At 70.0% G+C, this 19,420-nt stretch carries 18 protein-coding genes and 1 tRNA gene; 12 read left to right on the plus strand and 7 right to left on the minus strand.

Annotated features, from left to right (window positions below; all coding sequences use genetic code 11):
- Positions 1-117 precede the first annotated feature (117 nt).
- The 4 genes from AB0M59_RS21610 (at position 118) to AB0M59_RS21625 (ending at position 3,106) form a co-directional block, all read left to right on the plus strand.
- Positions 118-492, plus strand: coding sequence for an FKBP-type peptidyl-prolyl cis-trans isomerase (locus AB0M59_RS21610; RefSeq protein ID WP_364617557.1), 375 nt, complete (start codon positions 118-120; stop codon positions 490-492).
- A gap of 100 nt (positions 493-592) precedes the next feature.
- On the plus strand, positions 593-1,348 hold the full coding sequence (locus AB0M59_RS21615; protein WP_364617559.1) for a trypsin-like serine protease: 756 nt from the start codon (positions 593-595) through the stop codon (positions 1,346-1,348).
- A 151-nt stretch (positions 1,349-1,499) separates the two neighbouring features.
- A complete protein-coding gene (locus AB0M59_RS21620) occupies positions 1,500-2,252 on the plus strand; it encodes a trypsin-like serine protease (RefSeq protein WP_364617561.1) in 753 nt (250 codons plus the stop codon).
- 113 nt (positions 2,253-2,365) lie between these two features.
- A complete protein-coding gene (locus AB0M59_RS21625) occupies positions 2,366-3,106 on the plus strand; it encodes a trypsin-like serine protease (protein ID WP_364617563.1) in 741 nt (246 codons plus the stop codon).
- Between the two features lie 134 nt (positions 3,107-3,240).
- On the opposite strand, the gene AB0M59_RS21630 is transcribed toward AB0M59_RS21625, so the two are convergent.
- Positions 3,241-3,323: transfer RNA gene (locus AB0M59_RS21630), tRNA-Leu, on the minus strand.
- Positions 3,324-3,454: 131 nt separating this feature from the next.
- On the opposite strand from AB0M59_RS21630, the gene AB0M59_RS21635 reads away from it, so the two are divergent.
- The 7 genes from AB0M59_RS21635 to pknB all read left to right on the plus strand — a co-directional run bounded on the left by AB0M59_RS21635 (position 3,455) and on the right by pknB (position 12,886).
- Positions 3,455-4,693, plus strand: coding sequence for a DUF3662 and FHA domain-containing protein (locus AB0M59_RS21635; RefSeq protein ID WP_364617565.1), 1,239 nt, complete (start codon positions 3,455-3,457; stop codon positions 4,691-4,693).
- A 100-nt stretch (positions 4,694-4,793) separates the two neighbouring features.
- Complete coding sequence (locus AB0M59_RS21640) at positions 4,794-5,255, plus strand: FHA domain-containing protein (RefSeq protein WP_003079002.1); 462 nt, start codon at positions 4,794-4,796, stop codon at positions 5,253-5,255.
- Positions 5,252-6,649, plus strand: coding sequence for a PP2C family serine/threonine-protein phosphatase (locus AB0M59_RS21645; RefSeq protein WP_364617567.1), 1,398 nt, complete (start codon positions 5,252-5,254; stop codon positions 6,647-6,649). Before AB0M59_RS21640 ends, AB0M59_RS21645 begins: the two co-directional genes overlap by 4 nt.
- The gene (locus AB0M59_RS21650) at positions 6,649-8,136 is read left to right on the plus strand and encodes an FtsW/RodA/SpoVE family cell cycle protein (protein ID WP_364617569.1); all 1,488 of its coding nucleotides are present in this window, start codon (positions 6,649-6,651) and stop codon (positions 8,134-8,136) included. Before AB0M59_RS21645 ends, AB0M59_RS21650 begins: the two co-directional genes overlap by 1 nt.
- Entirely contained in the window at positions 8,133-9,602 is a 1,470-nt protein-coding gene (locus tag AB0M59_RS21655) for a penicillin-binding protein 2 (RefSeq protein ID WP_364617571.1), read from the plus strand. Before AB0M59_RS21650 ends, AB0M59_RS21655 begins: the two co-directional genes overlap by 4 nt.
- Before the next feature lie 3 nt (positions 9,603-9,605).
- A complete protein-coding gene (locus tag AB0M59_RS21660) occupies positions 9,606-10,934 on the plus strand; it encodes a serine/threonine-protein kinase (RefSeq protein WP_364617573.1) in 1,329 nt (442 codons plus the stop codon).
- Positions 10,931-12,886 carry a Stk1 family PASTA domain-containing Ser/Thr kinase gene (gene pknB, locus AB0M59_RS21665; RefSeq protein WP_364617575.1) on the plus strand — a complete coding sequence of 652 codons (1,956 nt, stop codon included), beginning with the start codon at positions 10,931-10,933 and terminating at the stop codon, positions 12,884-12,886. The genes AB0M59_RS21660 and pknB overlap by 4 nt, the downstream gene beginning before the upstream one ends.
- Positions 12,887-12,942: 56 nt before the next feature.
- Here pknB and AB0M59_RS21670 read toward each other — a convergent pair whose 3' ends face one another.
- From AB0M59_RS21670 to AB0M59_RS21685, 4 genes are all read right to left on the minus strand, one after another.
- Entirely contained in the window at positions 12,943-13,260 is a 318-nt protein-coding gene (locus AB0M59_RS21670) for a hypothetical protein (RefSeq protein ID WP_364617577.1), read from the minus strand.
- A gap of 100 nt (positions 13,261-13,360) precedes the next feature.
- Positions 13,361-14,002, minus strand: coding sequence for a hypothetical protein (locus tag AB0M59_RS21675; protein ID WP_364617579.1), 642 nt, complete (start codon positions 14,000-14,002; stop codon positions 13,361-13,363).
- The gene (locus AB0M59_RS21680) at positions 13,990-14,781 is read right to left on the minus strand and encodes an ABC transporter ATP-binding protein (RefSeq protein WP_364617581.1); all 792 of its coding nucleotides are present in this window, start codon (positions 14,779-14,781) and stop codon (positions 13,990-13,992) included. Before AB0M59_RS21680 ends, AB0M59_RS21675 begins: the two co-directional genes overlap by 13 nt.
- Positions 14,778-15,422, minus strand: coding sequence for an aminodeoxychorismate/anthranilate synthase component II (locus AB0M59_RS21685; protein WP_364617583.1), 645 nt, complete (start codon positions 15,420-15,422; stop codon positions 14,778-14,780). The genes AB0M59_RS21680 and AB0M59_RS21685 overlap by 4 nt, the downstream gene beginning before the upstream one ends.
- A 112-nt stretch (positions 15,423-15,534) precedes the next feature.
- Between AB0M59_RS21685 and AB0M59_RS21690 the strand changes: the two genes are divergently transcribed.
- A complete protein-coding gene (locus AB0M59_RS21690; protein ID WP_364617788.1) occupies positions 15,535-16,854 on the plus strand; it encodes an FAD-dependent oxidoreductase in 1,320 nt (439 codons plus the stop codon).
- On the opposite strand, the gene AB0M59_RS21695 is transcribed toward AB0M59_RS21690, so the two are convergent.
- A complete protein-coding gene (locus tag AB0M59_RS21695) occupies positions 16,851-17,507 on the minus strand; it encodes a response regulator transcription factor (RefSeq protein WP_364617585.1) in 657 nt (218 codons plus the stop codon). The two genes, AB0M59_RS21690 and AB0M59_RS21695, sit on opposite strands and share 4 nt — an antisense overlap.
- On the minus strand, positions 17,447-19,264 hold the full coding sequence (locus AB0M59_RS21700; protein WP_364617587.1) for a histidine kinase: 1,818 nt from the start codon (positions 19,262-19,264) through the stop codon (positions 17,447-17,449). Before AB0M59_RS21700 ends, AB0M59_RS21695 begins: the two co-directional genes overlap by 61 nt.
- Between the last annotated feature and the right edge of the window lie 156 nt (positions 19,265-19,420).

Consider the following 19,420-nt stretch of genomic DNA (forward strand, 5'->3'; position numbering starts at 1 on the left):
GAGTGACGAAGCGCACGCTACCGAGCAGTAGCAGAAGTGTGAAGACTTTTCGCGTTTTTCAGCCCTTGGACGTAGTCCGTTCGGCGCAGCCTCGCGCGCGTGGGTACGGTGAGTGCCATGACCTTGGAAAAGCCCCAGATCGACCGCCCCGAGGGCACCCCTCCGGCCGACCTCGAGATCACCGACATCACGGTTGGTGACGGCGCAGAGGCCACGCCCGGCAAGGCCGTCACCGTGCACTACGTCGGTGTCTCGCACTCGACGGGCGAAGAGTTCGACGCTTCCTGGAACCGCGGTGAGCCGCTGCGCTTCGGCCTCGGCGCCGGCCAGGTCATCTCCGGCTGGGACCAGGGCGTCGCGGGCATGAAGATCGGTGGCCGCCGCAAGCTCGTCATCCCGCCGCACCTGGGCTACGGCGACCGCGGCGCGGGCGGCGTCATCAAGCCCGGCGAGACCCTGATCTTCGTCGTCGACCTCGTCGGCGTTAACTGACTTTCGGCGGTGGCGGGGGATTCCCGCCACCGCTTGGTCGTTTTCGCTAGTCTCGCCCCCGTCGCCGGCCTCGAAGCCGGCCTTGAACGGGGGTTCTTCCATGCGCACTCGCGCTCTTCTGTCCGCAACGCTCTTCGCGCTCGCCGCGGCGGTGGTCACCGCGGCACCGGCTTCGGCCGTGGCCAACGGCGCCGACGTCCCGCAGGGGACGTTCAAGTTCGCCGCGAAACTGACCATGACGGACATCCCGAAACCCGACGGCAGCAAGTACAACAGCGCCTGCTCGGGTTCCCTGATCGCCAAGAAGTGGATCATCACGGCCGGGCACTGCTTCCACGACGCGGCCCGCAACCCGGTGTCCGGCCCGGTGCCGTACCCGACGTCCGTGCTGCTCGGCACGACGACCGTGGACAAGCCGGGCGTCACCCGCAACGTCGTGACGGTGTACCAGTCACCGAGCAACGACATCGCGATCGCGGAGCTCGACAAGGCGGTGTACGGGATCGAGCCGCTGTCGATCGCCCACAAGGCGCCGGTGGTGGACCAGAAGGTCGTGCTGGCGGGCTGGGGCAGCCTCACCGCCGTCGACCCGACGCCGGGCACGAAGCTCCAGCAGGGCCTGATGAAGGTCGCCACGGTCGACGCGCTCTACACCGGCATCAAGGGCCTGGCCCCGACGTCCACGACGAGCGCGTGCACGTACGACTCGGGCGCGCCGTACTTCGTCCCGTCGGGCAAGAACGGCGGCCGCCTGGTGTCCATCGAGAGCGACGGCCCGGACTGCCCCCACGACCAGGCCGAAACCACCGCCCGCGTGGACGTGGTCGCGGACTGGATCGCCTCGCACACCGGCTGATCCGACTGATTCCCGGCAAAACGGCCCCCGGCAGCGCGCCGGGGGCCGTTTTATTGCTCCAAGCAGCGCAGTTCGGCGCCGCGAGCCGTCGCTACCCTCGAAGGTGATCACCGGCGCCGGACCGCCGGTGCGTGACAAGGGGGATCCACCGATGCGCGTTCGCGCTGTGTTCTCTGCTGCCCTTTTGACGTTGGCCGCCGGTCTCGCGACCGCGGCGCCGGCCTCGGCCGTGGCCAACGGTTCCGACGTCCCGGCGGGGACGTTCCAGTTCGCCGCGAAGCTGACCATGACGAACATCCCGAAACCCGACGGCACGAAGTACAACAGCGCGTGTTCCGGCGCGCTGATCGCCGCGAAGTGGATCATCACCGCGGGCCACTGCTTCCACGACGCCAACCGCAACCGCGTCTCCGGACCGGTGCCCTACCCGACGTCGGTGCTGCTCGGCACCGTCGACCAGAGCACGCCGGGCGTGACGCGCAACGTCGTCACGGTCTACCAGGCGAGCGCCAACGACATCGCGATCGCGACGCTGGACGCGGACGTCACCGGCATCACGCCGCTGACCGTCAACCGGGTCACGCCGTCGGTGGGGCAGCTGCTGACCCTCGCCGGCTGGGGCAGCCTCACGGCCACCAACCCGACGCCGTCCACGAAGCTGCAGCAGGGCACGGTGAAGGTCGGCCAGGTCGCCGCCTCGACGGTCGGCGTCCAGGGTGTCGCCCCGACGACGACCACCAGCGCCTGCGTGTACGACTCGGGTGCGCCCTACTTCGTCGCGGGCGGGTCCGGCGGGCAGCTGGTGTCCGTCGAGTCGACCGGCCCGGACTGCCCGCACAACCAGCTCGAGACCACTTCGCGCGTGGACGTGGTCGCGGACTGGATCGCTTCGCACACCGGCTGACCCGTCCGGGCGTCACCCGGTGGTCCACCGGGTGACGCCCGGCCAGGGAATTCCGCGGGGAGCGCGGCGGCCCTAACGTCGAACGTCGACCATCGATTCGACGAAGGGGAAGAATGCGCCTGCGCGCCCTGCTCGCCGCTGTTGTCCTGACCATCACCACCGCCCCCGCCGCCTTCGCCGCGCCCAGGGTCGCTCACGGCTCGGACGTCCCACCGGGTCAGTTCGGGTTCGTCGCGAAGCTCGCGATGACGAAGATCCCGCGTCCGGACGGCTCGACGTACAGCAGCTTTTGCACCGGCTCCCTGATCGCGCCCGCCTGGGTCCTGACCACGGGCCACTGCTTCCACGACGCGAACCGCAACCGCGTCTCGGGCAAGGTCCCCTACCCGACGACGGCGACGCTGGGCCTGGTCGACGAGGCGACGGAGTCCGGCGTCGCCCGCAAGGTGACCGAGGTGGTCCAGGCCACCGAGAACGACGTGGCCCTGATCAAGCTCGACACCCCGGTGAGCACGGTCCAGCCCCTGAAGGCCGGCTCGACGGCGCCGAAGGTGGGCCGGCAGCTGACCCTGGCGGGCTGGGGCAGCCTGACGGGCACGGACCCCAAGCCGGCGAGCCGCATGCAGCAGGGCACGGTCGCGGTCGCGAAGGTGGAGCCGACCACCCTGGGTGTCCGCGGCGCGGCTCCCGAGATCACGACGAGCGCCTGCACGTACGACTCCGGAGCCCCCTACTTCACGGGGACCGAACTGGTGGCCGTGGAGGCGACGGGCCCGGGCTGCCCCCACGCGGGCATCGAAACGGCGAGCCGAGTCGACATCCTGGCAGCGTGGATCGCCAAAACGACGGCTTGATACACCCAGAACTCAGCCGTGAGCGAACACCACGCAGAGCCAAACGGGTGATATTCCCCACCTGAGCAGAAGGACTCCGCCCGTCCGATGCACACGAAAAAGGGCCCCGGCAACCAGCCGGGGCCCTTTCGATGTGGGCGAGGAGGGAGTTGAACCCTCACGTCCTTTCGGACACACGGACCTGAACCGTGCGCGTCTGCCATTCCGCCACTCGCCCGAGTGCTTCTCACTGACAGCGAGGAGAAGACTAGCAGGTGGTTTCCACAGGTTTCACCGGGGGCCGTGTCGAGGCGGGCTCACCCGGATAGGATCGATAGCGGAAGCACACGTGTGAGGAGGTTTTCCCCGGTGAGCCGCGTCGAGCGTTTTGACAGACGACTCGAGAACCTGGTGGGGAACACTTTCGCGCGCATGTTCGGTGGCAACGTCGTCACGCAGGAAGTGGCGATCGCCCTGGAGCGGGAGAGTGAGGAGAACGTTCGTGAGCTGGCAGGCGGTCGGCAGCTCGCCCCCAATCACTACATCGTGTCCCTGGGGGCGGCTGACCACGAGCGCATGGCCGGTGACGAGCAACGGGTCACCCAGGTGCTGGCCAAGGCGGTGGCGGAACACCTCGCCGCCGAAGGCCTGGACACCTATGGTGACGTCGTCGTATCACTCGAGCGCAACGAGGCGCTGCATACTGGACAGTTCAAGACCCGTTCGTCCGTCGATCCCGACGCCCGCCCCTCAGGCGCCGGTTCACCGCGGGCGGCACGACCCAGCAACGCAGGAGACCCAGCAATGAGCCAGCCCCCCGGCTACGGCCAATACGACCAGGGTGACCCGTACGGCCAGCAGGGCCAGTACGGCTACGGACAGCAGGGTGGCCAGCAGCCCGGGTACGACCAGGGTTACGGCCAGCAGCAGGGTGGCTACGACCAGTACGGCCAACCCCAGCAGGGCGGTGCCTACGACCAGGGGTACGGCCAGCAGCAGGCCGGCTACGACCAGCAGGGCGGCTACGCCCAGCCCCAGCAGGGCGGCTACGACCAGGGTTACGGCCAGGGCCAGCAGCCCGGCTACGACCAAGGCGGCTACGCCCAGCCCCAGCAGGGCGGCTACGAGCAGGGCGGCTACCAGCAGGGTGGCTACGACCAGTACGCCGGCCAGCAGCAGCCCGGGTACGACCAGTACGGCGGCCAGCAGCAGGGCGGCTACGACCAGTACGGGCAGCAGCAGGCGTACGGCCAGCCGGCCGCCGCCGACCCGTACGGCCAGCAGCAGGGTGGGTACGCCCCGCCCGCGGCCGGCCGCCAGCTCGCGGCGAGCCTGCAGCTCGACGACGGCTCGAACCGCACGTACTCGCTCAAGCAGGGCGGGAACGTCGTCGGCCGCGGCCAGGACGCGGACTTCCGCCTCCCGGACACCGGCGTCTCGCGCCGGCACCTGGAGATCACCTGGGACGGCCAGAGCGCGACGCTCGCCGACATCGGCTCGACCAACGGAACGACCGTGAACGGCACTCCGGTCCAGACCTGGCAGCTCGCGGACGGCGACGTCATCCGGGTGGGGCACTCCTCGCTCGTGTTCCGTACGCAGGGCTGACTGGGGGCACGGAATACTGTTCCCGCAGAATTGACGTGCGGGGGGACCGCGGCGTACCCGCGTCGCGGCTGCACGGACGAGTCGGGAGCGGACACACCAAGTGCCAGAGCTGGTCGTACAACTCACCAGGGTGGGCTTCCTTGTGCTGCTCTGGCTCTTCGTGTTCGCCGCGCTCAGAGTCGTCCGCTCGGACCTCTACGCGGCGTCGGGAATGCGCGTCCAGGTGCCGACCTTCGGACGCAAGAAAGAGAAGAAGCCGCGCAACAGCAAGTCGCCGCAGCAGCTGCTGGTGACCCATGGCGCGCTGGCCGGAACCCGCATCGCGCTCGACGGACGGCCGATCCTCATCGGCCGTGCCGACGACTCCACGCTGGTGCTCGACGACGACTACGCGTCGACCCGGCACGCCCGGATCGCCCAGCGCGGTGAGGACTGGTACGTGGAAGATCTGGGCTCGACGAACGGGACGTATCTCGACCGGGCTAAGGTCACTGCACCCCTCCGGGTCCCGCTCGGAGTCCCCATCCGGATCGGCAAGACGGTGATCGAGCTTCGCCCATGACTCTCGTCCTCCGCTACGCAGCCCGCAGCGACCGGGGCCTGGTGCGTTCGAGCAACCAGGACTCCGTGTACGCCGGCCCTCGCCTGCTCGCGCTCGCCGACGGTATGGGTGGCCACGCGGCAGGTGAGGTGGCCAGCAAGGTCGTCATCGCCTCGCTCGCGCCGCTCGACGACGACGAACCCCGCGACGACCTGCTCGCCCAGCTGCGAGAGGCGGTCGCGAACGGCAATGCCGCGATCGCCGAGCTCGTCTCGCAGGACCCCGACCTGGACGGCATGGGCACGACGCTCACGGCCGTCCTGTTCGCCGGCACCCGCCTGGGGCTGGTGCACGTCGGCGACTCGCGCGCCTACCTCCTGCGGAGCGGCCAGTTCGCGCAGATCACGCGCGACGACAGCTTCGTCAACGAACTGCTCGAGCAGGGCCGCATCACGCCCGAAGAGGCGGCGGTGCACCCGCAGCGGTCGTTGCTGCTGAAGGCGCTCACCGGTCACGAGGTCGAGCCGAGCCTGACCGTGCGCGAAGCCCGCTCCGGCGACCGGCTCCTGATCTGCTCCGACGGCCTGTCCGGCATGGTCAGCGACGAGACGCTGACCGAAGCCGTGCAGATCCCGGACCCGCAGCAGTGCGCGGACCGGATGATCGAGCTGGCGCTCAAGGGCGGCGGCACCGACAACGTCACGGTGATCATCGCCGACGTCGTCGACGTCGACTTCGGTGAGGACGCGCCCATCGTGGGCGGCGCCGCCGGGGACGGCAGCGACGAGCTGCACCAGGGCGACTCGCCCGCGGCACGGGCGCGGGCGCTGACCCAGCCGCCGCAGCAGCCGCGTCCGGAGCTGCCGCAGCCCAGCGTGGACCCGAAGGCCAAGCGCCGGAAGCGGTTCCGCTGGCTCGCCGGTGCGCTGGTCGTCCTCGTCGTGCTCGCCGCGGCCGCCATCGCGACCCGGTACTTCGTCCTGAGTCAGTACTATGTCGGCGAAGGTGCGGACGAGGAGGTCGTGATCTACCGCGGCGTCCCCGGCAGCATCCTCGGCATCGACCTGCACACCTACGAGCAGGGCTCCTGCCCGCCCAACCAGGTGTGCACGGACAAGCTGCGCGTCAACCAGCTCCAGGAGGACGCGCGGCTGGCGGTGCAGAACGGCGTCAAGAAGGACAGCCTCGACGACGCGCGGAAGTACATCGACGACTTCCTGCAGCTGCACAAGCGCCTGAACAACTGCGCGCCGGCGGGCGGTCAACCGTCCCCGACGCCGACCCCCACGGTCACGCCGACGTCCACTCCGTCGGCCCCGGCCGGCTCCACTGCTCCGTCGTCGGCGAACCAGCCAGCGGGGAGGGACTGCTCGACGCCGAGTTCGACGGCACCGACGACGGGAGGCGGTAACTGATGAGCCAGCCCGCCGCGCGTGCCGCCGAGCCGCTCGCCGCGCAGTTCCAGACGAACCCGCCGCGCGACGTCCCGACCCGCCGCAACACCGAGCTGGTGCTGCTGGGGTTCGCCGCGTTCATCGTCACCATCGCCCTGGTGCTGGTGGAGGCGAACCAGGAGCAGCAGCTCACCTGGTCGATCGTCTGGCTCGGTCTCGCCTACCTCGCGATCTTCGCCGCGGCGCACCTGGCGGTGCGCAAGTGGGCGCCGTACGCGGACCCGGTGCTGCTCCCCTGCGTCGCCCTGCTGAACGGCATCGGCCTGGTGATGATCCACCGGATCGACCTGGCGCTGGCCGAGCGGGCCGCGCAGAACGGCAAGGACTACACCCCCGCCGTCACCGCGCAGGTGCTGTTCACGGTCATCTCGCTGGCGTTCTTCGTCGCGGTGCTGGTCTTCGTCAACGACCACCGCACGCTGACCCGGTACGGCTACACCGCGGGCCTGGTCGGGATCGTGGCACTGGCGCTGCCGGCGCTGCTGCCGTCGAGCCTGTCGGAGGTCAACGGCGCCAAGGTCTGGCTGAAGCTGCCGGGGTTCTCGATCCAGCCGGGCGAGTTCGCGAAGATCCTGCTGATGATCTTCTTCGCCTCGTTCCTGGTGTCGAAACGCGACCTGTTCATGGTGGCGGGCAAGAAGTTCCTCGGCGTCGAGCTGCCGCGCGCCCGTGACCTGGGCCCGATCCTCATCGCCGCGGTCGCCTGCATCGGCATCCTGGTGTTCGAGAAGGACCTCGGCACGTCGCTGCTGTTCTTCAGCGTCATCCTGATGATGCTGTACGTCGCGACCGAGCGGATCATCTGGGTCGTCCTCGGCCTCAGCTTCTTCGTCGGCGGCTGCCTGATCGCCTACAACCTCTTCACGCACGTCCAGCAGCGCGTCGCCAACTGGCTCGACCCGCTGGCCACCTACGACAAGCTCGGCGGCGGCTACCAGATCGCGCAGGGCCTGTTCGGGCTCGGCACCGGCGGCATCGGCGGCACCGGGCTCGGCGCCGGCCGCCCGGACATGGTCCCGGAGGCGAACACCGACTTCATCACCGCCGCGATCGGCGAAGAGCTCGGCTTCATCGGCCTCGCCGCCGTCCTGATGCTGTACTTGCTGGTCGCGATGCGCGGCATGCGGAGCGCGCTCGCGGTGCGGGACACGTTCGGCAAGCTGCTCGGCGGCGGGCTGGCGTTCACCATGGTCATGCAGATCTTCGTCGTCGTCGGCGGGGTCACGAAACTCATCCCGGAGACCGGTATCACCGCTCCCTTCCTGTCGAAGGGTGGTTCGTCGCTGCTGGCGAACTACATCCTCGTCGCGCTGCTGCTCCGGATCTCCGACGCGGCCCGGCGCCCCACGGCCCGCCCGAAGCCGCAGGCCCAGCCGCAGGCGCCGATCGCCGAGGCGCACACCGTCCTCGTGCAGCGCCCGCCGGCGGACGGGGGTGCCCAGGCATGAACACCCCGCTGCGCAAGGTCGGCATGGCGATGCTCGTCATGGTCGTCCTGCTGCTCGCGAACGCCACCTACATCCAGGTGGTGAAGGCCGACGACTACCGCACCGACTCGCGCAACGCGCGGGTCCTCTACGACGAGTTCGCCCGCCGCCGCGGCCAGATCGTTTCGCAGGCGAACGGCGAAGTGCTGGCGAAGGTCGACCCGTCGAACGACAAGTACAAGTACACCCGGTCGTACGTCGACGGGCCGATGTACGCCCCGGTCACCGGCTACTACTCGATCAACTACGGCTCCGGCGGCCTCGAGCGGTCCGAGGACGACGTCCTCAACGGCTCGGACCCGCGGCTGTTCGTGCGCCGCCTGTCGGACATGGTCACCGGCCGCGACCCCAGTGGCGGCAACGTCCGGCTGACCATCGACCCGGCCGTCCAGAAGGCCGCGTACGACCTGATGACGCAGCGGAACTACACCGGCGCCGTTGTGGCGCTGGAGCCCAAGACCGGGCGGATCCTGGCGATGGTGTCGACGCCGTCGTACGACCCGAACAAGCTGGCGTCGCACACGTCGAAGGCGCAGACCGACGCCTGGAACTCGTACGTCAAGGACGACAAGAACCCGATGCTGAACCGGGCGATCTCGGAGACCTACCCGCCGGGGTCGACGTTCAAGCTGGTCACCGCCGCGGCCGCGCTCGAGGACGGCAAGGGGCCGGACACCCCGGTCAACCCGGCGCCGAACACGAAGCTGCCCGGCACGAGCGTCACGCTGGAGAACTACGCCGGCGAAGCCTGCCCGGGGACCACGTTCAAGGACGCGCTGGCGCACTCCTGCAACGTGCCGTTCGCGGAGTTCGCGGGCCAGCTCGGCGCGGACAAGATGAAGAAGACGGCGGCGAACTACGGCATCGGGCAGACCGACCTGACCGTGCCGATGAAGGTCGCGCCGTCCACGGTCGGCCCGCTGGACTCCCAGGGCGCGCTCTACCAGAGCGGCATCGGCCAGCGCGACGTCCGGCTGACCCCGCTGCAGGACTGCCTCCTCGCGGCCACCGTGGCCAACGGCGGGATGGCGATGAAGCCGCAACTGGTGCAGTCGGTACTGGCGCCGGACCTGTCCACCATCGAGGACTACAGTCCCACCGAGCTCACCGGCACGGCGGCACTCTCGTCGTCGAACGCCGCGATCCTCAAGGACATGATGATCGCTTCCGAGGGCTTCACCAAGGGCGGCGGCAAGCGCCCGGACATCCAGATCGCGTCGAAGACCGGCACCGCCGAGCACGGCACGGACTCCAAGAACACCGCCCCGCACGCCTGGTACACCGCCTTCGCCCCGGCGAACGACCCGCAGATCGCGGTCGCCGTCATCGTCGAAGACGGCGGCAACCGCGGGCTCGCGGCCACCGGCGGCTCGGTCGCCGCGGAGATCGGCCGCGCCGCGATCAACGCCAAGCTCGGGGGTGGATAGCGAATGCTGTCCTCGGGCCAGCTGCTGGCCGAGAGGTACAAGCTGACGAGCCGGATCGCCGTCGGCGGGATGGGCGAGGTCTGGCAGGCCAGCGACACCCGGCTGGACCGGACCGTGGCCGTCAAGATCCTCAAGGCCGAACTCTCCGGCGACGCCGAGTTCCTCCACCGCTTCCGCACCGAAGCGCGGATGACGGCGTCCCTGAACCACCCCGGCATCGCCGCGGTGCACGACTACGGCGAGACCATCTTCGACGGTGACCTCTCGATCGCCTACCTGGTGATGGAGCTCGTCGACGGCGACCCGCTGGCCGGGTTGCTGGCCAAGCACGGGCGGCTGTCGGCGGAGTTCACCCTCGACATGCTCGAGCAGGCGGGCAACGCGCTGCAGGCCGCGCACGAGCAAGGCCTGGTCCACCGCGACGTCAAGCCGGGCAACATCCTGGTGACGTCGGCGGGCCAGGTGAAGATCACCGACTTCGGCGTGGCGAAGGCGGCCGACGCCGCTCCGGTCACCCGCTCCGGCATGGTCATGGGCACCGCGCACTACATCGCGCCGGAGCAGGCGCTCGGGCACGCGGCCGAGCCGGCGTCCGACGTCTACTCGCTGGCGGTGTGCGGCTACGAATGCCTCGCCGGGCACCGGCCGTTCCTGTCCGAAAACGCTGTGACGGTCGCGATGATGCACATCCGCGACATCGCGCCGCCGCTGCCGCCGGACGTCCCGCCCGCCGCTCGCGCGGTGATCGAGGCGACGCTGGTGAAGGACCCGCGGCAGCGCTACAACAGCGGCGGCGAGTTCGCGGCCGCCGTCGCCGCGGTCCGCGCCGGGATGCCGCTGCCGACGCCGCGCGGGCTGGTCAACGCCGCGTACGCGACGGGCCAGCAGCCCGTGCAGCAACCGCCGCAGCAGCAGCAACCGCCGGTCCAGCAGCAGGTCCCGCCGCAGCAGCAGCACATGCCGGTCGGCCCGCCGTCGCCGGCGGTGAACCCGATGGTCGCCATCGGCCCGCCGTCCCGGCCCGTGATGCGTCCGGTCATGGTGCCGGTGACCCGGAAGAAGACCCAGTGGGGCTGGTGGGCGCTCCTCGCGGCCATCCTGCTCGTTGTCCTGGTGGCGGGCATCGTCCTGGTGGCGAAGATGATCGGCAGCTCGGGCTCGCCACCGCACACCGGCCAGACGACGAGCCAGGTGGTCCCGGGCAGACAGCCGCCCGCGGAGGAGCCCCCCGCTTCCGGCGCCTACCCGGCGGACGCTCCCGGCACGACCGACGATGGCCAGCAAGGCATCATGACCACACCTTGGACGGAATGGAACGGCACCCAGAGATGAGCACACCCAGACTGCTCTCCAACCGGTACGAGCTGGGCGAAACGCTCGGCTACGGAGGCATGTCCGAGGTCCATCACGGCCACGACGTGCGACTGGGCCGGGAAGTCGCGATCAAGATCCTCCGTGCCGACCTGGCCAGGGATCCGCAGTTCCTGGAGCGCTTCCGCCGTGAGGCACAGAACGCCGCCGCGCTGAACCACCCGGCGATCGTCGCGGTCTACGACACCGGCGAGGCGAACGCCGAGTTCGGCCCGCTGCCGTACATCGTCATGGAGTACGTCGAAGGCCGGACGCTGCGCGACATCGTCAAGACCGAGGGCCCGATGTCGCAGAAGCGGGCCATGGAGGTCATGGCCGACGTCTGCGCGGCGCTCGACTTCTCCCACCGCCACGGCATCGTGCACCGCGACGTCAAGCCGGCCAACGTGATGATCACGAAGAACGGCGCGGTCAAGGTGATGGACTTCGGCATCGCGCGCGCGATGCACGACGGCCAGTCCGCCATGACCCAGACCGCCGCGGTGATCGGCACGGCGCAGTACCTGTCGCCGGAGCAGGCCCGCGGTGAGTCGGTCGACGCCCGTTCCGACGTCTACGCCGCCGGGTGCGTGCTGTACGAGCTGATCACCGGCGAGCCGCCGTTCACCGGGGACTCCCCGGTCGCGGTCGCCTACCAGCACGTCCGTGAAGACCCGAGCCCGCCGTCGTCGGTGAACCCGGCGGTGGCGCCCGAGCTGGACGCGGTCGTGCTGAAGGCACTGGCCAAGGGCCCGGCGAACCGCTACCAGTCGGCGGCGGAGATGCGCTCGGACCTGGTGCGCACGCTCTCGGGCCAGCGCCCGGCGGCACCGATGGTGATGTCCGAGGACGAGCGCACGCAGGTGATGAACTCCGACCGGCGGCAGCCGCAGCGCTACGAGGAGTACGACACCCCGGACGACGAGGACCCGAAGGCCAAGCGGCGACGCCGGACGATCCTCGCCGTGCTGGCCGCGGTCTTCGTGCTCGGCGCGGTGCTGCTGATCATGTGGCTGTCGAACGCGTTCAAGAGCAACGACGAGGCGACCACCGTCCCGATCCCCGACGTCAAGGGGCAGTCGGAGCTGGCGGCCAAGAACACCTTGCGCGAGAAGAACCTCAACAACTTCGCGCCGAACAAGATGGTGCCGTGCGGGATTCCGGACGCGAGCGGCAACGTGCCGTGCACCACCGACCAGATCAACCAGGTCATCGACATCACGCCCGCGGTGGGCACGCCGGTCGCGACCACGGCGCAGATCACGCTCACGATCGGCCAGAAGCCGGGCACGGCGAAAGTCCCGGACCTGAACGGCCTCTCCCGCGATGACGCCGAAACGAAGCTGAAGGAAGCCGGCCTGACCCTGAGCCCGTCGGTGCAGGAAGTCGACACCAACGACCCGGACGAGGTGGGGAAGGTCGTCAACCAGACGCCGCAGGCGGGCAACGACGTCCAGCAGGGCACGAGCGTGTCCATCTCCATCGGCAAGGGCAAGCAGCAAAAGCAGGTCCCGAACTACATCGGCAAGACCTTCAGCGAGGCCAACTCCGCCCTCACCGGCCTGGGCTTCTCCGTGAAGCGGGTGGAACAGCAGTCCGACCAGCCGAAGGAACAGGTCGTCCAGCAGACGCCGAACGGCGGTTCGGTGCCCGTCGGCAGCACGATCACCCTGACCGTCTCCACGGGTCAGCCGGACAACAAGATCGAGATGCCGAGCCTGATCGGCATGACGGTCGACGACGCGCAGCAGAAGCTGGAAAGCATGGGCTGGACCCAGCAGCTCCGGCAGCAGTCCGACCGGACCAGCAACAAGCCCGAGGGCACGATCACCAAGCAGAGCGTCCCGCCGGGTACGCAGATCGACAAGGACCAGAACGTGACGGTCGGGGTTTCGGAGGGCCCGTTGTTCCCCACGTCTTCCACTGGCCCCTGATTCCGATGACACGAAGAAGGCCCGCACGGGTTCGCCGTGCGGGCCTTCTTCGTCGTTCATGCTTTGTCGAGAAATCCTTGGACGGCACCGAGAACTTGCTCGGCATCGCTCGCGGGACCGCAGTCGAGCTCCAGCTCCTCGGCCGCGCCCGAGCGCTTGATCTTCAGGGAGACACTGGCTTCGCGGCAACGCCGCAGCCAAGCGAACAGTGAACGGCAGAAGACGCCGGCGGAGTTGCTGGTCACGCCGACCACGACGGCGTCGAACAGCTGGACGCGGCCGCGGAGCTCGTCTTCCCCGCGGAGCCAGGCGGCGAGGTCCCGGAGCTCGCCGTCGGAGTCCGGCCCGGTGATCGCGACGATCCCAGCCGTCACCCGGTCTCCCTTCGCCCAGATTCGGAGAGGACCCGAACCTTAGTCGGCTCCGATGACCCGCCGGAAGCCTGTCGCGGAAATTGAAGATTGCAAATTGCACTCAGGAACGACGCTGCACGAGCCGCGAAACGACGAGGAAGCTCGCGGCCAGCACCGCCACCGACGTCACCACCGCCAAGACGAGCGGGCCGCCGACCGGTTCCTCGTCGGTCAGGGCGTGCAGCAGCGGGTGGACCAGCGGGATCTTCGCCAGCAGCACGACGATCAGCGTCACCACGGCGGCGAGCACCGTCCAGCCGACCCGCTGCACGAGCAGCCGCGAGCACGGCAGCGCGATCGCGATGCCCAGCAACGCGCACGCGAGGTGCGCGAGCAGCCCGATGCCCAGCGCCGACGGCTGGACCTTGAACGACTTGACGGCCGACCACACCTCGGTGATCACGGTGAGGACCGCGGAGCAGACCAGCACGGTGAAGATCGCGCCGGTGATCATCCGCCGCCACTGGCGCGCGTGGCTCAGGGTGACCAGCCGCTGCACCGGGTCCTCGATGTCGAGCAGCGCGATCGTCAGCCAGCACGACACGACGAGCAGCCCGCCGGCGCTCACGCCGAACAAGGGCAGCGGCGGCGAGTGCGGGTCGGCGTAGAGGATCACGCACAGCGCGAGGTAGGCCAGCAGCGCCGGCAGGTACCGCTGCGAATGGCCGAGCAGGGCCAAGTAGTAGCGGGTCATGGCGAGCACGGCGCCACCTCCCGCACGGACCAGCCGTCTTTCAACGCTCGCAGCAGCACGGCGTCCACCGAAGCGACCTCGACCGTGAGCACGATCCGGGCGCCCTCGACGACCGCGTGGCGCACGCCGGGCTCGTCGGCCCAATCGGTCCCGTGGCCGCGCAGCACGATCCGCGTCGTCGGCTCGGCGCTCTCGGCCGTGAGCCTGCCGTCGTTCATGAGGTGGACGACGTCGGCGTGGTCGTGCACCACCTGCGGCCGGTGGTCGGTGAACACGACGCTCGCGCCGCGCGCCCGCGTCTCGGCGACGACCTCGCCGAGGATGGCGTGCGTCCCGACGTCGAGCCCGGACCACGGCTCGTCGAGGATCAGCAGGTCGGGCCGCACCATGACGGCCTGCGCGAGCCCGACCTTCTGCGCGTTGCCCTTGGACAGCGTGCGCAGCGGCGCCGTCGGGCCGCCGACCAGCGCGAGCCGTTCGAGCAGCGGGTCGATCACCGAAAGGTCGGCGAGCCCGTGGATGCGCGCCATGTGCCGCAGGTACGCCCGCGCGCCCATGCGCTGGCCGGCCGGGAAGCGGTCCGGCAGGTAGCCGATCCGCGGCGTGCCGGTGAGGGTGCCGGTGGTCGGGTGCGAGACGCCGGCCATGATCCGCAGCAGCGTCGACTTGCCGGAGCCGTTGCTGCCGAGGACGCCGACGACGTGCCCGGGCTCGACGCTCAGGTCGACGTCGTGGAGGACGAAGTCACCGCGCCCGTACCGCTTGCCGACTCCCTCGAGCCGGATCACGCAACAGCGGCCTTCTGGAGCGCCTTGGTCGCCCGCTCGAGCTCGTTCACGCGGGCCGGGTCGACGGGGTGGCCCGCCGCGGCCAGCCAGTTGGCCAGCATCCGGTGGCCGCCCTCGGTGAGCACCGACTCGGGGTGGAACTGGACGCCTTCCAGCGGCAGCTCGCGGTGGCGCATGCCCATCACGATGCCGGACTCCGTGCGGCCGGTGACCTCGAAGACGTCGGCCGGGATGGTGTCGGGGACCACGGTCAAGGAGTGGTACCGGGTGGCGGTGAACTCCTCCGGCAGGTCCTTGAGGACGCCGACGCCGGCGTGGCGGACCTGGCTCGTCTTGCCGTGGAGCAGCTCGGGCGCGCGGTCGACGGTCGCGCCGTAGACGACGCCGAGCGCCTGGTGGCCGAGGCAGACCCCGAGCATCGGCGTGCGCGTCTCGGCGCACTTGCGGATGACGTCCATGCTCTGACCAGCGCGTTCGGGGGTTCCCGGGCCAGGCGAGACGAGCACGGCGTCGAACTCGGGCACGCGGTCGAGGTCCACGACGTCGTTGCGCCAGACCGTGCAGTCGGCGCCGAGCTGGGCCAGGTACTGGACCAGGTTGTAGACGAAGCTGTCGTAGTTGTCGACGACGAGAACACGCATGGCGTCGAGCCTACCGGCTCCCAACTGGTGGACCGTACGGTAAATCACATTTCTGGTTAGGCGACCCTAACTTACCGTGGAGGGCGTGAGCCGATCTCTTCGCGTAGCCGTCGTGGGCGCTGGTCCCGCGGGCATCTACGCCGCCGACATCCTGGACAAGTCCGACGCCGACGTGACGATCGACCTCTTCGAACGGATGCCCGCCCCGTTCGGGCTGATCCGCTACGGCGTCGCGCCCGACCACCCGCGCATCAAGGGCATCGTCACGGCGCTGCACAAGGTGCTCGACAAGCCGAACATCCGCCTGCTGGGCAACATCGACTACGGCACCGACATCAAGCTCGACGAGCTGCGCGAGTTCTACGACGCGGTGATCTTCTCGACGGGCGCGTCCGCCGACCGCGAGCTCGACATCCCGGGCATCGACCTGGCCGGCAGCCACGGCGCCGCGGACTTCGTCTCCTGGTACGACGGCCACCCGGACGTGCCGCGCACCTGGCCGCTGACCGCGTCTTCGGTCGCGGTCCTCGGTGTCGGCAACGTGGCGCTGGACGTCGCGCGGATCCTGGCGAAGACGGCCGACGAGCTGCTGACCACGGACATCCCGGACAACGTCTACCAGGGGCTCAAGACCAGCCCGGTCACGGACGTGCATGTGTTCGGCCGCCGCGGCCCGGCCCAGGCGAAGTTCACGCCGCTGGAGCTGCGCGAGCTGGACCACTCGCCGAACGTCGAGGTCATCGTGGCCCCGGAGGACATCGAGTTCGACGACGGCAGCATCGCGGCGCTGCGGGCGTCGAAGCAGATCGACATGGTCGTGAAGACGTTGCAGGAGTGGGCGATCCGCGAGCCGGGTTCGCGGCCGAAGCGGCTCCACCTGCACTTCTTCCACTCGCCTTCGGAAGTTCTGGGCACGGACGGCCGGGTTTCCGGCCTGCGCACGGAACGGACGGAGCTGACGGGCGACGGGACCGTGCGCGGCACGGGCGAGTTCCACGACTGGGACGTCCAGGCGGTGTACCGCGCGGTGGGCTACCTGTCGTCACACCTGCCGGAGCTCCCGTTCGACCACGCGGCCGGCGTGGTGCCGAACCAGGCGGGCCGCGTGCTGGACCTGGACGAGAACCAGCTCCCGGGCGTGTACGTGACGGGCTGGATCAAGCGCGGCCCGGTGGGCCTCATCGGCCACACGAAGGGCGACGCGGCGGAGACGATCGCGAGTCTGCTCTCGGACGCGGACACGTTGGCGGCCCCGAAGTACTCGTCCCCGGACGCGATCCTCGAATTCCTGGCGACGCGGGGAATCCCGTTCACGACCTGGGAAGGCTGGGGCAAGCTCGACTCGCACGAGAAGTCGCTGGGCCTGGCTGCCGGTCGCGAGCGGATCAAGGTCGTGGAGCGCGAAGAGATGACGCGGGTTTCGCGCGGCTAACCGGCACCGAGGTACGCGAGTACGGCCAGCACACGACGGTTCGAATCGTCCGAAGCCGAGATGCCGAGCTTCTGGAAGATGTTCGCCGTGTGCTTGCCGACCGCGCCTTCGCTGAAGTGCAGCCTTCCGGCGATCGCCGCGTTGGAGCAGCCCTCCGCCATCAGGCCGAGGACCTCACGCTCGCGGGGCGTCAACGCTGCCAGTGGGTCGGAAGCGTTGCCGGCCACCAGTTTGGCGATCACCTCGGGGTCCATCACCGTGCCGCCGGCGGCCACGCGGCGGACCGCGTCGATGAACTGGTCCGCGTTGAACACGCGGTCCTTCAGCAGGTAGCCGATCGCGCCCGTGCCGTCCGCCAGCAGCTCGCGCGCATACAGCTGCTCGACGTGCTGGGACAGCACCAGGATCGGCAACCCCGGGAACTCCTGGCGGGCCGCCAGCGAAACCTGCAGGCCTTCGTCCGTGTTCGTCGGAGGCATCCGGACGTCCACAATGGACACATCAGGTCGGTGCGACCGCAGCGCCGCCGCCAGCTCGGGACCGCTGCCGACCGCCGCCACGACGTCGAAACCGTGCGCGGCCAGTAGGTGCGTCAGGCCGTCTCGGAGGAGGTATTGATCCTCGGCGATGACGGTTCTGGGTCGAGCTGGCACGGAATCTCCACGGTCGCCCTCGTCGGCCCGCCGATCGGGCTGGTCAGGGTCAACCTACCGTCGAAGCCACCCAGCCGACGCTCGATCCCGCGCAGTCCCGAGCCCAGCGCCGGGTTCGCGCCGCCCTTGCCGTCGTCGGTCACCACCACCGTCAGCTGGTCGTCGGCGAACCCGAGGTCGATCGTCACCCGTCCCGCGCCGTGCTTCGCCGCGTTGCCCAGCAGCTCCGACACCGCGAAGTACGTGCACGCCTCCACCGGCTCCTCGACGCGCCCCGGCAGCGAGCCCGTGACCTGCGCCTTCAGCGGGCTGTCCAACGCCAGCGCGCGCACGGCGTCCAGCAGCCCGCGCTCGGACAGGACCGGCGGGTGGATGCCGCGGATCAGCACCCGCAGCTCGGTGAGCGCCTCCGACGACGCCGCGCGCAGCTCGGCCGCGAGCCGCTTCGCCGCTGCCGGATCGGTGTCCACCAGCGCCTCGACCGCGCCGAGCTTCATCCCCATCGCGACCAGCCGCGACTGGATGCCGTCGTGCAGGTCGCGTTCGATCCGCCGCAGCTCCGCCGCCTGCGTGACCGTGACGTCCGCGCGCGTCTGCTTCAACCGTTCGACGCGCTGGGCGAGCCGGGTCGCGTCCGTCGGCCCCAGCCAAACCCGCGCGAAGCGGGCCTGCTGCCGGGCCAGCCACGTCGTCGGCGCCATCCCGGCGACGATCAACGCGAGCGCCACCGGCGTCTGCACGGCGGCGCCGAAGTGCGTCGAGACCTCGGGTAGCGGGAACCACGCGACCGACCTCGCCAGCGGCCGCCAGACCCACAGCGTCAGCAGGCCGACCACACCCCAGCCGGTCAGCGCGACTGTCGGCAGCGTGAGCGCAAGCGACACGAGGGGGATCAGGCCGCCACCGGCGAGGTCGCGCCACGTGGCGCGGTCGCGCAGGATCCACCGCCTGCGAGCGTGCTGGACCGGCCAGAACGGCTCTTCGTACAGCTGCCTGCCGACCTGGAAGAGCCCGTCCGCGCGGGGCACCGGCAGGCCGGGCGGCGGCAGGTACGGGCGTCCGATCCGCACACCGGTCCAGTTCCCGGCCTCGCGGCGCAGCGTGTCGGTGATGGTCCGGCTCCACAGCACGACCGGCGCCGCCACCGGCGCGGCCGCGACGATGACGATCAGCTGCCACATCGAGAAAACCAGCTGCACCAGGGAAAGCGCGAGAATGGCGAGCTGGTGGCCCAGCGACTCGAGGTGCCGGTGCAGCCAGTTCCGGTGCGGCTTCGACGGCGGCCGGACACCGATCCACCAGCGCGTCCACCGACCGTAGCCCCGCAGCACCGCCGGCCCGCCGAGCAGCACGGCGACCGGCAGCAGCACCGTGGCCAGGGGGTTCAGCAGCTGCCACGTGAACTCGCGTCCGGCCGCCGGGTCCTCCAGCGCCCACGTGAGCCGGCGCTGCCAGCGGATCCAGAAGACCCGTTTGTAGAGCTGGTTGCCGTCGCGGTACCAGCCGTCGCGTTCCCGCGCCGGCTCCGGCGGCTCGGCCTGGTACGGCGGCTGGACCTCGACGCCGCACCAGCGCGCGGCCAGCGTCCGCGCCACCCGCGCCCGGCCGCGCGCCCATTCGACCGCGGGCCCGAGGAAGAAGACCAGCCCGACGCACAGCAGCGCGAACGCGGCCAGCTCGACGAGCACGTCGAACCAGCTGACGAACGCGAACGCGGCCAGCGCGCAGGCCCGCCCGAGGGCACGCAGGTACGTCATCCGGCACCTCCTTCCCCCGGGATCTTCGCTGAACCACCGCTGCCCGCGCACTGCCCGAAGCCCCACGACCGGGGTGGGCCCAGCCCCACCCCCGCGTCAGCAAAACCCTACTTGAGCTGGGGATTCAGCGTCATTCTGCGCGACGCCGAAGCTTCG

Source organism: Amycolatopsis sp. NPDC051371 (genome assembly GCF_040682155.1).
In the GTDB taxonomy this organism is placed as follows: domain Bacteria; phylum Actinomycetota; class Actinomycetes; order Mycobacteriales; family Pseudonocardiaceae; genus Amycolatopsis.